The organism is Streptomyces aurantiacus, from assembly GCF_027107535.1.
In the GTDB taxonomy this organism is placed as follows: domain Bacteria; phylum Actinomycetota; class Actinomycetes; order Streptomycetales; family Streptomycetaceae; genus Streptomyces.
In genome coordinates, this window is the sequence record NZ_CP114283.1 from 1534084 (window position 1) to 1548228 (window position 14145).

Below are 14145 nucleotides of genomic sequence, written 5' to 3' on the forward strand. Positions count from 1 at the left end.
CGGCTGCCGGGAACTGACCGACGGGCGGTGGACATCGCCGCCCGCCGTCAGGCACCTGTTCCTGTCCCGATCGCCCATGTCGTGGATGTTGCTCCGAACGACAGCGCGGCGCGTCGGGAGTCGTGGGTTCGACTCCCGACGCGCCGCGCCGTGGCGTCGTGACGCCGGGCCCGGGCGACCGGTGTGCTCAGCCCTTCGGCGCCGGGTCCACCGTCGCCTGGTGTGCCTCCGCGAGGTGTTCCTCGGCCTTGAGCCAGGGCAGGAACTGGGCGGGCTTGCGCCAGCCGCAGGTGTCGCATCTGATCGTCCGCTGCACACCCGCGCGTTGGACCCGGACGATGTGCTCGCGGCCGTGCTGGTCCCAGCGGCTCACCTTGCTGGTGTTGGTCTGCAGCATGACGCCTCCTGGTGGTCGCGCTCCGCTTGCGCGCGCTAAGGAGTGTGCAGCAAGAACAACATCAACAGGGGTACAGGGGTGGTGCGTTGTGTGCGAGTTCCGCGCACGGTGTGGACGTCTCAGGCGATGACGCGCGGCAGTCGCAGGCTCAGGGCGGTCGTCAGCGCGACCCCGGCGAGCTGGACGAGCAGGGTCACCACCAGGGCGTCCCGCATGCCGTGGCCCGGCACGAGGGTGAGGAACAGGGTGCCCAGGGTGGCGACGCCCAGGGCCAGCGCCGACTGCTGGGCGGTGATCATGACGCCACTGCCCACACCCGCTCGGGCCGCGGGGACCTCGGAGAGGATGACGCGGAAGAGGACGGGCAGCTGAAGGGCCTGACCGGCACCCGCGACGATCACCCCCGGCCACAGTTCGAGGCCGCCGACGTGGGGCCACGAGCCCCACACCGTGAGCGCGAGGACACCCACGCCGACCGCCTGGAGCAGACCGCCCGCGGTCACCACGCGCGTACCCCACCGCGACACCAGGCGGGGACCCAGCAACGAGACCACGAAGAAGGACACAGCCATCGGCGCCAGAGTGAGTCCCGCGCGGACCGGGCTCAGACCCACGCCCTGCTGCAGCGCCACCGCGATGACGAACATGAAGCCGCTGAAGCCGATGGAGAACGGCAGGATCATCACCAGGCCCCGGCGCAGCGGCAGATTGGCGAAGAGACCCGGCGGGACCAGCGGGGTACGGCCCCCGCGTTCCGCCCGGCGTTCGACCAGGTAGAAGGCCGTCGCGGCGACGGGGAACAGGCCGAGTGACAGCCACGTCCACAGGGGCCAGCCCGCCGCCCGGCCCTCGGTCAGCGGGGCGAGCAGCGACACGAGGGCCACGGCGAGCAGCAGCGTGCCGGGCACGTCCACCGGCTGCGGATGCTGCGAGCGCGTCTCGGGAACGGTCCTGGCGGCCAGGAACAGGCCCAGCAGCACGACCGGCACGTTCACCAGGAAGACCGCGCGCCAGCCGGTGCCCGCGATGTCCGCCGCCACGAGAACCCCGCCGAGTATCTGCCCGGCCACCATGGAGAGCCCGGCCGTGGCGCCGTACAGGCCCATCGCCCGGGCGCGGCGCGGCCCCTCGGTCGCCGACTGGATGGTCGCGAGGACCTGCGGGAGCATCGCCGCGGACGCGGCGCCCTGGGCCACGCGCGCGGCGACGAGCGTCCAGGCCGTCGGCGCGAGGCCGCACGCCAGCGAGGTCAGCCCGAAGGCCACCATCCCGCCGAGGAAGAGCCTGCGCCGGCCGAACATGTCGCCGAGCCGGCCGCCTAGGACGAGGAGCACGGCGTACGCGACCCCGTATCCGGCGACGACGAGTTCGAGGACGGCGTCCCCCGCGGCCAGGTCGTGGCCGATCGTGGGCAGGGCGACGTTCACGATGAAGAAGTCGATGAGGGGCAGCGCCGCGCCGAGCAGCACGGTGAACAGCCCGAGTCCGCCGAGCACGGGTGGGGCGACGGGTGAGCGGGCGGTGCGGGGAGCGAGGATTTCGGTCACGGAGTCGAGCGTGCGCCTCCTCCCAAGGGTGGTACCAGAGTCTTCTTGTCCTGGTACAAGGAGTACCTGGAAACAGGGTCCGCGGGGCGGCAGGCTGGAGGCATGACGACCATGGCCGAGAAGACGACGGTACGGGCGGGCGAAGCCGTCGGGGTCGCCGGGCGCCGGGAGACCGGCGGGTCCCCGAGCGGGCCGGGCGGCCTGCCCGGGTCCGGCCCGACCGGCGGAGCGGGCAGCCGGCCCTCGGGCGAGTCGGAGATCCGGCGGCACGAGCTCGCCGCCTTCCTGCGGCACCGCCGCGAGCACATCACCCCCGAGCAGGTGGGCCTGCCCCGGGGCAGCCGCCGACGCACCCCCGGCCTGCGCCGGGAGGAGGTCGCGCAGCTCTCCGCGGTCGGCGTCACCTGGTACACGTGGCTCGAACAGGCCAGGGACATCCAGGTGTCGGTGCAGGTCCTCGACGCGCTCGCCCGCACCCTGATGCTGGACGGGAACGAGCGGGCCCATCTCTTCCGGCTGGCCGGTGCCGTCGACCCCACCCCGGCCTCGCGCTGCCCCACCATCACCCCGGCGCTGCTGCGGACGCTGGAGCAGCTGGAGCCCCTCCCGGCCTGCATCCAGAACAGCCGGTACGACATCCTCGCCTACAACCGCACGTACGGCAGGCTGCTGTGCGACCTCGACGACGTGCCGCCGGAGGACCGCAACTGCATGGTCCTCATCACCACGAACGAGCAGTGGCGCTCCTCGATCGTGCTGCTGGACGAGACGCTGCGGCTGATCGCCGCCAAGTTCCGGGCCTCGATGGCGGGGCATCTCGCCGACCCCGCCTGGAAGATGCTGCTCAAGCGGCTGCTCGCGGAGTCCGAGGAGTTCCGTGCGGTGTGGGAGCGGCACGAGGTGGTCGGCTCGCGCAGCAAGACCAAGTTCTTCGACAACAGGTACGTCGGGCGGCTCGACCTGGTCCACACCGACCTGTGGCTCGGTCCCGCGGAGGGGCCGCGCATGGTCACGTACGCGCCCGTCGACGACGAGTCCCGCGAGCGCCTGGAAAAGCTGCACGCGCTGGCGGTGGAGCGGGGCTGAGCTCCGGCGGGGCCGATCGTCGCGTACGGGCCGGGAGGAGGGCTGGTCGCGCAGTTCCCGGCGCTCCAGCTGGACGGGACGCGCCCCTGCCTTTCGTCCGTGGGGTGTGGCGGACCGCGCGCCACCGGCCCGCGCTGTCAGACGACGCCCGCCGACTCCTTGAGCTCCGCCGACGAGAGGTGCCGTGCCGTGCGATCGGCGGTCCGCCGGGCCCAGGGGCCGCTGGTCAGGGCGCCGACGGCCAGCACCGCCAGACCGCACGCGGCGATGATCCACCAGGCGGGGCGGGCCGCCGCGACGAAGCTGTCCCGGTACGAGGACGAGCCGACACCGGACGCGAGCACCGCGCCGATCACGGCGACACCCAGCGTCTGCCCGATCTGGCGGCTGGTGGAGGCGACGGCGGCGGCCACACCGGCCTGGGCGCGCGGCATGCCCGACACCGCGGTGTTGGTGATCGGGGCGTTCACGAAGCCGAAGCCGAGCCCGAACAGGACGTACCCGATGACGAGTGTCGTGTTCGCCGTCTCGGCCTCGAAGGCGGCGAAGAGCACTCCGCTCGCGGTCATCGCGGTGCCGGCGACCAGCAGGGACAGCCGGGGGCCGCGGCTGCCGACCAGCCGGCCGGACAGCGGCGCGCAGACGAACGTCATGGCAGCCATGGGGAGCATCCACAGGCCCGCGTGGAGGGCGCTCAGGCCCCGCACGTTCTGGAGGTAGAGCGTCGAGAGGAAGAGGAACCCGCCCAGCGCCGCGAACGCGCTGACCGCGATCACCGTGGCACCACTGAAAGGGGCCGAGCGGAAGAAGCGCAGGTCGATGAGGGGTTCGTCGCGGCGGGGCTCGTACCACAGGAGGGCGGCCAGGGCGGCGAACGCGATGGTGCCGAAGGCGAGGGTCTTGGCCGCGCCGGAGTCGGGCGCCTCGATGATCGCGTACGTCAGGGAGCCGAGCAGGGCGATCACCAGGAGCTGGCCGACCGGGTCCGGGCGGCGGGCCTTCGGGGCGCGGGACTCGGGCACGTACCGGAGGGTGAGCAGGAGTGCGGCCAGGCCCACCGGAAGGTTGACCCAGAAGATCGAGCGCCAGCCGACCGAGTCCACGAGAAGGCCGCCGACCAGTGGGCCGGCGGCCATGGATATGCCGACCACGCCGCCCCAGACGCCGATCGCGCGGGCGCGCTCGCGCGGGTCGGTGAAGGTGTTGGTGATGATCGACATGGCGACCGGGTTGAGCATGGAGCCGCCGACCGCCTGGATCATGCGGAAGGCGACGAGCGATTCGAGGTTGGGCGCGAGCGAGCAGAGGACCGAGCCGATCGTGAAGACGATCAGTCCCGCGAGGAAGACCTTCCTGCGGCCGATGCGGTCGGCGGTCGAACCCGCGAGCATCAACAGCGCGGCCAGGACCAGGGTGTACGCGTCGATCGTCCACTGCATGCCGGCCAGGCTCGTGTGCAGGTCCTTCTGCATGGAGGGCAGCGCGACGTTCAGGACGGTGTTGTCGAGGCTCACGATCAGCAGGCTCATGCAGCAGATCGCGAGAACCAGCAGTCGCCGGCGGTGGCTGAGCTCGGGCATGCCCATCAGCGTACGCCCGTTTCGGTAGTGTGCCTAACTAACGACCATGGTCGTCAGGGGCTTCCGTGGCACCGGTCGGCGTGCGCGACAATGGGGGAATGTCCACGCCCACGTCCACGGTGAAGTCCGCCCTGCGGATCGGCCCCCACACCGTCCAGCCGCCCGTCGTGCTCGCCCCCATGGCGGGCATCACGAACGCGCCCTTCCGCACGCTGTGCAGGGAGTTCAGCGGAGGCAAAGGGCTGTTCGTCAGCGAGATGATCACCACGCGGGCGCTGGTCGAGCGCAACGAGAAGACCATGCAGCTGATCCACTTCGACGCGTCGGAGACCCCGCGCTCGATCCAGCTGTACGGCGTCGACCCCGCGACCGTCGGCAAGGCCGTCCGCATGATCGCGGACGAGGGCCTCGCCGACCACATCGACCTGAACTTCGGCTGCCCGGTCCCCAAGGTGACCCGCAAGGGCGGCGGCTCGGCCCTCCCGTACAAGCGGCACCTGCTGCGGGCGATCCTGCGCGAGGCGGTGTCCGGGGCGGGCGACCTGCCGGTCACCATGAAGATGCGCAAGGGCATCGACGACGACCACATCACCTATCTCGACGCGGGGCGGATCGCCGTCGAGGAGGGCGTGACGGCGATCGCGCTGCACGGCCGCACCGCCGCGCAGCACTACGGCGGGACGGCCGACTGGGAGGCCATCGCGCGGCTGAAGGAGCACGTCCCGGAGATCCCCGTCCTCGGCAACGGCGACATCTGGTCGGCCGACGACGCGTTGCGGATGGTGCGCGAGACCGGCTGCGACGGGGTGGTCGTCGGCCGGGGCTGCCTCGGGCGGCCCTGGCTCTTCGGTGACCTGGTGGCAGCCTTCGAGGGCCCGGCCGGTGCGCGGGCCGGGGGCCCCGACGGATACGGCGCCCGTCCGACCCTGCGTGAGGTGGCGGCCGTCATGGTCCGGCACGCGACCCTGCTCGGGGAGTGGATCGGGGACGAGGCGCGCGGAGTCATCGACTTCCGCAAGCATGTGGCCTGGTATCTGAAGGGGTTCGCCGTCGGGTCGGAGATGCGCAAGCGCCTCGCGATCACCTCGTCCCTGGCCGAACTCTCCGAGGGGCTTGAGGAGTTGCAGTTGGACCAGCCCTGGCCGCTGGGCGCTGACGGGCCCCGCGGGCGGACGTCCGGCAACAACAGGGTTGTCCTGCCGGACGGTTGGCTCAAGGACCCTTACGACTGCGCGGGCATCAGTGAGGACGCGGAGCTGGATACCTCCGGCGGTTGAGAGTCGGCCGCGGGCCGGTGGGGTTGCTCGCGCAGTTCCCCGCGCCCCTTGAAAGCAGGGGCGCGGGGAACTGCTCGACCAGCCCGAACGAACCCGCACCCGACACACCGAACCTCAGGCGCCCACGGCCGTGAGCAGCGCCAGTGGGGCCGCCGCGGACCGGGATTCGCGCACGCACGCATGCGGATACGGCACCGGCTCCGCATGCGTCTCGCGCCCGTAACCCGCGAGAACCTCCGGCAGCCGATGCCCCGCCGCCGTCGCCGCGTCCACCAGGCCGTGGGCGACCGTCCGCGCCTCGTCGTGGAGCCCGTACCGGGCGAGCCCCAGCGTGATCAGCGCGTTGTCGTGCGGCCACACCGACCCCCGGTGGTACGACAGCGGATGGTAGGCGGGCTGGCCCGAGGCGACCGTCCGCACGCCCCACCCGGAGAAGAAGTCCGGCTCCAGGAGCCTGCGCCCCACGGCCTCCCCGTACTCCTTGTCCAGCAGACCGGACCACAGAAGGTGACCCGCGTCGGACGCGAGCGCGTCGACGTGGTTGCCGTCGCTGTCGAGGGCGAGCGCGGGGAAGGAGTGGTCCGGCATCCAGAAGTCCCGCTGGAACCGGTCACGGAGATCCCCGGCGGCCTGCTCCAGCAGCGCCGCGTACACCTCGTCGTCCCACACCGTCCGGGCCAGGTGCGCGGTCCGGCGCAGCGCGTCGTACGCGTAGCCCTGGGCGCCCGCGGCCATCACCGGGCCGGTCGGCCGGCTGCCGTCGCCGGAGCAGATGGCGCCGGGGGAGTCCTTCCAGTTCTGGTTGGCGAGACCGCCCTCGTCCGCGCGGTAGACGAGATAGCCGCGCGAGGTCAGCCCGCCGTGGTCCAGCATCCAGCCGATCGCCGCGCGGGCGTTGGGCTCCAGCCTGCGGGCCAGCGCCGTGTCGCCGGTCTGCTCGACGTACGCGCCGAGGAGGACGAGGAACAGCGGGGTCGCGTCGACCGAGCCGTAGTACCGCCCGTACGGGACCTGCCCGAAGTGCGCCAGTTCCCCGTGCCGCATCTCATGGACGATCTTGCCCGGCTGGGCCACCGTGCCCGCTCCGACCTCCGTCGCCTGGGCCGCGGCGAGCGCGGGCAGGGTGGCGGCGGCCAGCCGGGGGCGGTAGGGGAGCGCGAAGAGCGACGTGAGGAGGGCGTCGCGGCCGAGCAGCGTCAGGAACCAGGGGACTCCGGCGGCGGGGACGCGAAGTTCCTCTCCGTCGGGGCCTGTTGCCGGCACCTGGAGCACGGCCAGGTCGGACAGGCCCCGCGCGCAGGCCGCGGCCAGCTCGGGCCAGCCCGTCGGGAAGGGCACGCCTTCCGCGAACTCCCCCTCCAGCGCGCGGAGTCGGGCGTTCGCGGCGGCCGGCGTGAGAGGCACCTCCGGGTGCGGCATACCGTGCGGGCGCGCCGCCACCCGGAGGGCCAGCTCGGCCGAACCGTGCGGTTCGAGGTCGAAAGTCCACACGAGGCGACGCGCGCCCGTGCCCGTCTCCTCGACACCGTCCGGCACGGGGTCGGAGGTGACGGTCGTGAAGGACCGCCACTCACCGCGCCGGTATCCGAACTCCACGCCGTCGTCCAGGATCCGGCGGGAGCGGACGGCGCCGGTCTTCGCGTACGTCCGGTGGTCGGAGCGCAGCTCGAACTGGTCCGTGAAATCGGCGTCCGCGGTGACCGCTATCCGGATCGTCGTCGGTACCGGGCGGTTGCTGGTGACCCGCAGCGACTCGACGAACGAGCCGTCCGTGACTGCCTGTTCACGGAAGAGCGTGTGGGCGGGCGGCTCCTGCCGACCGCCGCGCGGCACGAGCACGCAGCGGGCGCTGTCGCCGTCGGCGACCGGCGACAGCGTCTCGGGCACCGCTCCGTCGACGGTCAGCTGCCAGCGGCTCAGGTGCCGGGCGTCTCGCACGAACAGCCCGTCGGGAGTCGAGTGCGAGCTGCCGCCGCGCACTCCACTGATGTCTCCGCCGTCGTCCACGGCCGCGAACGTCCCGCCGTGTACGAGCAGATGATGCCGGTCCGTCATCGCAGGTCTCCTCCCTCGGCGTCCTCGCCGAACTCTCGCGCCGTGCCGTGCACCGCGTCGGGTGCCTCGTGCAGCAGGTCCAGGGTCAGCGCCGCGGTCCAGCTGAAGCCGAGCGCTCCGCAGGCCTCGCCGGTGTACGGGTCCACGTACTCGGCGAACCCGGACGTGTCCGCCGTCTCCAGCAGGGCGTCGCGCAGTGCGTGCGCGCGGGCGTGCTCCCCGTGCTGCCTGAGCCCGCGCTCCAGCAGCCAGTTGGTGTTGAACCAGGCAGGACCGCGCCAGTACCGGTGCGGATCGAAGGCGTGCCCGGTCAGGTCGTAGCTCGGGACGAGCCGTGTGGTGTCGCCCAGCCCGAAGTGCGGCCCGTGCAGCGTCCGGACGAGTGCCGCGGCCGTCTCACGGGGGAGGGCCGGCAGGAGCAGCGGGACGAGGCCGGAGACCCCGCGCTCGGGGATCAGCTCGTCGGTGCGCACGTCCCGGCAGAGGAACATGCCCTCCGCGGGAGCCCACAGCCGGTCCACCAGCGCGGCCGTGAGCCGCTCCGCGCGCGCGTGCCGGGCGGTTCCCGTGGCACCCAGTTCCCCGGCGATGCGCGCGAGCGCGTGTTCGGAGGCGATCAGCAGGGCGTTGAACGCCGGGTCCTCCACGGCGAAACCACCGCCGCCGGCCGGGTGTCCGCCGTCCGCGTACCCGCCGTCCCGGTAGTCCGTCGCCAGACGTACGTACCGGCCGTAGTCCAGGTCCGTCGGCCGGTCCTCGGCGGCGCCGTGGTCCAGGTCGGCGCGGCGGAAGGAGCGGGCCGGGGCGGGCGTGACGCGGGAGAGCGGCGCGTCCCAGCTCGGTGCGTTGTCCATGCCCTGTTCCCACGGGTGGACCACCGAGGCGAGACCGCCGCCGCCGAGGTCGCGGCGGTGCAGCAGGTAGCGGTGCCAGGCCGCGAGGCGCGGGTACATCCGGGGGAGGAAGGACCGCGCCCGTGACAGACCCGGGTCGGCGGCGTGCACCAGCCACACGGCGAGGGCGTGCACCGGTGGCTGCACGATGCCCGAGGTCTGTACCGTGCGCGGGGCGCCCGCGGCGCGCCCCGCGGTCGAGGAACGCCAGAAGTCGGGGCTCGGGAAGTACGCGTCGAGGGGGACGGAGGAGTTGAAGACGATGTGCGGGATCCGTCCGTCGTCCCACTGCGCGTCGAGGAGCGTCTCCAGCTCCGTCTGGGCGCGCAGCGGCGACAGCTGGCGCAGCCCGATCGCGATGAACGCCGAGTCCCAGGACCACTGGTGCGGATACAGGCTGCGCGAGGGCACCGTGGACGTGCCCGTCCAGTTGCTGTCCAGCACCTGGGCCGCCCGCAGGCGCAGCGGCGCCGACCGGTGGGCCGGATCGTATACGGCCTCCTGGGCCCGGCTGTTCCCGACGCGGCCGGACGAAGGCGGCGGGGCGTGGGTGCGTACGGGATCAGGATGTGTGGCGCGGCGGGCGGTGAGCTGGGTTGTGCGGTCCACTCAGGTCTCCCCGAAGACATGCGGCCGACCAGTTCGGCAGTAGCTACCGTAGGGTTACGTCTATTTAACACGCAAAACTCAATATGTAATGCAGAGTTGGTGAACGCAAGAGGTTCGCACGACCGGAACCACAGGGAGCAGAGGAATGGCCACAAGGGCCCAGAAGACCGGGAGTCAGGCGAGCTCCGGTGACCTGCTGGAGCTGGTGCGCAGCGGACGGGCCATCACCCGTGGGGCGTTGCAGCAGGTCACGGGACTGTCCCGGGCCACGGTCGGGCAGCGGCTCGACCGGCTCTTCCGGGCCGGCTGGCTGCGCGAGGGCGCCGCGGGTCCGGTGGACTCGCCGCTCGGCGGCCGCCCTTCGGTTCGGCTGGAGTTCGACGACTCCCACGCCGTCGTCCTCGCCGCCGACCTCGACACCCGGCACGCGCGCGCCGCCGTGCTGTCCCTGACGGGTGAACTGCTGGCCGAGCACGCGGGACCACTGCTCGTCGAGGACGGCCCGGACGCGGTGCTCGGCGAGCTGGGCCGCTGGTTCGGCGAACTGCTGGAGAAGGCCGGGCACCGGCCGGGGGAGGTGTGCGGCATCGGGCTCGCCGTGCCGGGTCCCGTCGACCTCGGCACCGGCCGGGTCGTCCAGCCGCCGATCATGCCCGGCTGGGACGGCTACGACATAAGAGGGCGCCTCACCCGGGCCTTCACCGAGCACACGGGCGCCGGGGCCGTCCCGGTCCTGGTGGACAACGACGCCAACCTCATGGCGTACGGGGAGCAGCGCACCGGCCACCCCGACTGCTCGGCCTTCGTCCTGGTGAAGGTCTCCACCGGTATCGGCGCCGGGGTGGTCGTAGGAGGCACGATCTACCGGGGCATCGACGGAGGTGCCGGCGACATCGGGCACATCCGGGTGCCGGAAGGCGCCGACGCGCTGTGCAGGTGCGGGTCGTACGGCTGTCTCGCCGCCGTCGCCAGCGGGGGCGCCGTGGCCCGCAGACTGGCGGAGACCGGGGTTCCGGCGGCGTCGGGCTCGGACGTGCGCGACCTGCTCACCTCCGGGCACCCGGGCGCGGCCGCGTTCGCGCGGGAGGCCGGGCGGCACGTCGGCGACGTCCTGGCGACCGTGGTGACCCTGCTCAACCCGGGCGTCCTCATGATCGCCGGGGATCTGGCCGGAACGCCGTTCCTCACCGGTGTCCGCGAACTGCTCTACCAGCGCGCACTGCCCCGCTCCACCGCCCGGCTGGAGGTGGTCACGTCCCGGCTCGGTGAACGAGCGGGCCTGGTCGGAGCGGGTGCGCTGGTCGTGGAGCACCTGTACGCGCCCGAGCGGGTCGAGGAGCGGCTGCTCGCCATGGGTGTCTGAAAGCGGTGTGCTCGGGTGTCCGGGCCCGGTGTGACGGCGGCGTTTCCTTCCGGAGACGGGTCCGCATGGTGAAATCCGGGCGCCGGCACGGGCGTGATTCTCGCCACGCCTGATCGGGGTTTCGCTCAGATGAGCGGATCTTGAGCGACTGCACTTCTCCAAAGGGTGGCACTCAGTGCCACCCTTTGATCGTTTACGATCTGAACTCAGGCGTGCTGAGGGCTGCTCGTATGAGCGCTATCCGGCATCTACGGGTGTTGACTCCTTCAAGAAGTGAACGCCGGATGCTCCGTCGGCTTACCTGTTGTTGACTTTCGATCTGCTGGCGGACGACTGGTTACGGCCGTATGACACGCAAGTGGACGTACCCAGACGCCTTCGATCTGGGTATGTTCCCCGTCGTCAGGGCAGCCACCGCGTCGTCGAGGAGTCGAGACCCGTGTCGGAAAACAAAGATCCCCACGTAGCTGAGACCGGCGACAGCGGCCTCGAGGGCGTGAAGTTCGTCTATGACTTCACCGAAGGCAACAAGGAACTCAAGGATCTCCTCGGCGGCAAGGGTGCCAACCTCGCCGAGATGACCAACCTGGGCCTTCCCGTCCCTCCGGGCTTCACGATCTCGACCGAGGCCTGTAAGACCTACCTCGACAGCGGCGAGGAGCCGGCGGCACTGCGTGACGAGGTGAGTGCACACCTCGACGCGCTCGAAGCGAAGATGGGCAAGAAGCTCGGCCAGGCCGACGACCCGCTGCTGGTCTCCGTCCGTTCCGGGGCGAAGTTCTCCATGCCGGGCATGATGGACACCGTCCTGAACATCGGCCTCTCCGACAAGTCCGTGCAGGGCCTGGCCAAGCAGGCCGGAGACGACCGCTTCGCGTGGGACTCGTACCGCCGTCTCATCCAGATGTTCGGCAAGACGGTCCTCGGCGTCGACGGCGACCTCTTCGAGGAGGCGCTGGAGGCGGCCAAGCACACCAAGAAGGTCGCGGTCGACACCGACCTCGAAGCGGCCGACCTCAAGAAGCTCGTCACCAAGTTCAAGAAGATCGTCAAGACCGAGGCCGGGCGGGACTTCCCGCAGGACCCGCGCGAGCAGATGGACCTCGCCATCCACGCGGTCTTCGACTCCTGGAACACGGACCGCGCGAAGCTCTACCGCCGCCAGGAGCGCATCCCGGGCGACCTGGGCACGGCCGTCAACGTCTGTTCCATGGTCTTCGGCAACCTCGGCCCCGACTCGGGCACCGGCGTCGCCTTCACCCGGGACCCGGCCTCCGGCCACCGGGGCGTGTACGGCGACTACCTGCAGAACGCCCAGGGCGAGGACGTGGTCGCGGGTATCCGCAACACCGTCCCGCTCGCCGAGCTGGAGCAGATCGACAAGAAGTCGTACGACCAGCTGATGCAGATCATGGCGACGCTGGAGAACCACTACAGGGACCTCTGCGACATCGAGTTCACCATCGAGCGCGGGCAGCTGTGGATGCTCCAGACCCGCGTCGGCAAGCGGACGGCCGGTGCCGCCTTCCGTATCGCCACGCAGCTCGTGGACCAGGGACTCATCGACGAGGCCGAGGCGCTCCAGCGCGTCACCGGTGCCCAGCTCGCGCAGCTGATGTTCCCGCGCTTCGACGACGAGGCGAAGGTGGAGAAGGTCGGCCGGGGCATCGCGGCCTCGCCGGGCGCCGCCGTGGGCAAGGCGGTCTTCGACTCGTACACGGCCGTGAAGTGGTCCCGGTCCGGAGAGAAGGTCATCCTGGTCCGCCGTGAGACGAACCCCGACGACCTCGACGGCATGATCGCGGCCGAGGGCATCCTCACCTCGCGCGGCGGCAAGACCTCCCACGCGGCCGTCGTGGCGCGTGGCATGGGCAAGACCTGCGTGTGCGGCGCGGAGGAGCTCGAGGTCGACACCAAGCGCCGCCGGATGACGGTCCCCGGCGGTCACGTCGTCGAGGAGGGCGACGTCATCTCCATCGACGGCTCCAGCGGCAAGGTGTACCTGGGCGAGGTGCCCGTCGTGCCCTCCCCGGTCGTGGAGTACTTCGAGGGCCGGATGCACGCCGGCGCCAACGACGCCGACGAGCTGGTCGAGGCCGTGCACCGGATCATGGCGTTCGCCGACCGCAAGCGCCGCCTGCGGGTGCGCGCCAACGCGGACAACGCCGAGGACGCGATGCGCGCCCGCCGCTTCGGTGCCCAGGGCATCGGTCTGTGCCGTACGGAGCACATGTTCCTCGGCGACCGCCGTGAGCTGGTCGAGCGCCTGATCCTCGCGGACACGGAGGCCGAGCGCGAGGAGTCGCTGAAGGCGCTCCTTCCGCTCCAGAAGCAGGACTTCGTGGAGCTGTTCTCGGCGATGGACGGCCTCCCGGTCACCGTCCGCCTCCTGGACCCGCCGCTGCACGAGTTCCTGCCCGACATCACCGAACTGTCGGTCCGTGTGGCGCTGGCGGAGTCCCGTCAGGAGCCCCACGAGAACGAACTGCGCCTCCTGCAGGCCGTCCACCGCCTGCACGAGCAGAACCCGATGCTGGGGCTGCGCGGCGTGCGCCTCGGCCTGGTCATCCCCGGCCTGTTCACCATGCAGGTACGGGCCATCGCCGAGGCCGCGGCCGAGCGCAAGACCGCCAAGGGCGACCCGCGCGCGGAGATCATGATCCCGCTCGTCGGCACGGTCCAGGAGCTGGAGATCGTCCGCGAGGAGGCCGACGAGGTCATCGCGGAGGTCGAGGCGGCCACGGGCGTCCAGCTGAAGCTCTCCATCGGCACGATGATCGAGCTGCCGCGCGCCGCGCTGACCGCCGGTCAGATCGCCGAGGCGGCGCAGTTCTTCTCCTTCGGCACGAACGACCTGACCCAGACGGTGTGGGGCTTCAGCCGCGACGACGTGGAGGCCTCGTTCTTCACGGCCTACCTGGAGAAGGGCATCTTCGGCGTCAGCCCGTTCGAGACGATCGACCGCGACGGCGTCGGTTCCCTGGTGAAGCTGGCGGTGGAGGCCGGCCGCGCCACCCGCCCCGACCTGAAGCTCGGCGTCTGCGGGGAGCACGGCGGCGACCCGGAGTCGGTCCACTTCTTCCACGAGGTGGGACTCGACTACGTCTCCTGCTCGCCGTTCCGCATCCCGGTGGCGCGCCTGGAGGCGGGCCGTGCGGCCTCCTCCTCGCAGGGGAGCGACCACCGGTAGGTCCACCGGACTCCGGGCCCCGGATCCGTCACCCACCCTCACCGACGGACGACGGATCCGGCGTACGAAAGCGAAGGGGCGGCACCTGTGCGGAGGTGCCGCCCCTTCGCCGCTCTTCCCGCGTTCCGCGGTGCCTCCCGCGTTCTCG

General features: G+C 71.6%; 9 protein-coding genes. 4 read left to right on the forward strand and 5 right to left on the reverse strand.

The features are described from left to right. Positions 1–187 precede the first annotated feature (187 nt). Together O1Q96_RS08465 and O1Q96_RS08470 are read right to left on the reverse strand one after the other, a co-directional pair. Positions 188–397: a hypothetical protein gene (locus tag O1Q96_RS08465; protein ID WP_269247561.1), complete on the reverse strand. Its 210-nt coding sequence runs from the start codon at positions 395–397 to the stop codon at positions 188–190. A 119-nt stretch (positions 398–516) separates the two neighbouring features. Further along, complete coding sequence (locus tag O1Q96_RS08470; protein WP_269247562.1) at positions 517–1944, reverse strand: MFS transporter; 1428 nt, start codon at positions 1942–1944, stop codon at positions 517–519. Positions 1945–2046: 102 nt separating this feature from the next. Here O1Q96_RS08470 and O1Q96_RS08475 point away from each other — a divergent pair, with 102 nt between their 5' ends. Then, a complete protein-coding gene (locus O1Q96_RS08475) occupies positions 2047–3030 on the forward strand; it encodes a helix-turn-helix transcriptional regulator (RefSeq protein WP_269247563.1) in 984 nt (327 codons plus the stop codon). Between the two features lie 137 nt (positions 3031–3167). On the opposite strand, the gene O1Q96_RS08480 is transcribed toward O1Q96_RS08475, so the two are convergent. After that, the gene (locus O1Q96_RS08480) at positions 3168–4610 is read right to left on the reverse strand and encodes an MFS transporter (protein ID WP_269247564.1); all 1443 of its coding nucleotides are present in this window, start codon (positions 4608–4610) and stop codon (positions 3168–3170) included. A gap of 98 nt (positions 4611–4708) precedes the next feature. Between O1Q96_RS08480 and dusB the strand changes: the two genes are divergently transcribed. Then, a complete protein-coding gene (gene dusB, locus O1Q96_RS08485) occupies positions 4709–5887 on the forward strand; it encodes a tRNA dihydrouridine synthase DusB (protein WP_269247565.1) in 1179 nt (392 codons plus the stop codon). A gap of 114 nt (positions 5888–6001) precedes the next feature. On the opposite strand, the gene O1Q96_RS08490 is transcribed toward dusB, so the two are convergent. Together O1Q96_RS08490 and O1Q96_RS08495 are read right to left on the reverse strand one after the other, a co-directional pair. Continuing rightward, positions 6002–7942: an amylo-alpha-1,6-glucosidase gene (locus O1Q96_RS08490; protein WP_269247566.1), complete on the reverse strand. Its 1941-nt coding sequence runs from the start codon at positions 7940–7942 to the stop codon at positions 6002–6004. Continuing rightward, on the reverse strand, positions 7939–9444 hold the full coding sequence (locus tag O1Q96_RS08495) for an MGH1-like glycoside hydrolase domain-containing protein (RefSeq protein ID WP_269247567.1): 1506 nt from the start codon (positions 9442–9444) through the stop codon (positions 7939–7941). The genes O1Q96_RS08490 and O1Q96_RS08495 overlap by 4 nt, the downstream gene beginning before the upstream one ends. Positions 9445–9589: 145 nt before the next feature. On the opposite strand from O1Q96_RS08495, the gene O1Q96_RS08500 reads away from it, so the two are divergent. After that, positions 9590–10807, forward strand: a complete 1218-nt coding sequence (locus O1Q96_RS08500) for an ROK family protein (RefSeq protein ID WP_269247568.1) — start codon at positions 9590–9592, stop codon at positions 10805–10807. Positions 10808–11246: 439 nt separating this feature from the next. Next, positions 11247–13997, forward strand: a complete 2751-nt coding sequence (ppdK, locus tag O1Q96_RS08505; RefSeq protein WP_419586538.1) for a pyruvate, phosphate dikinase — start codon at positions 11247–11249, stop codon at positions 13995–13997. Positions 13998–14145 lie beyond the last annotated feature (148 nt).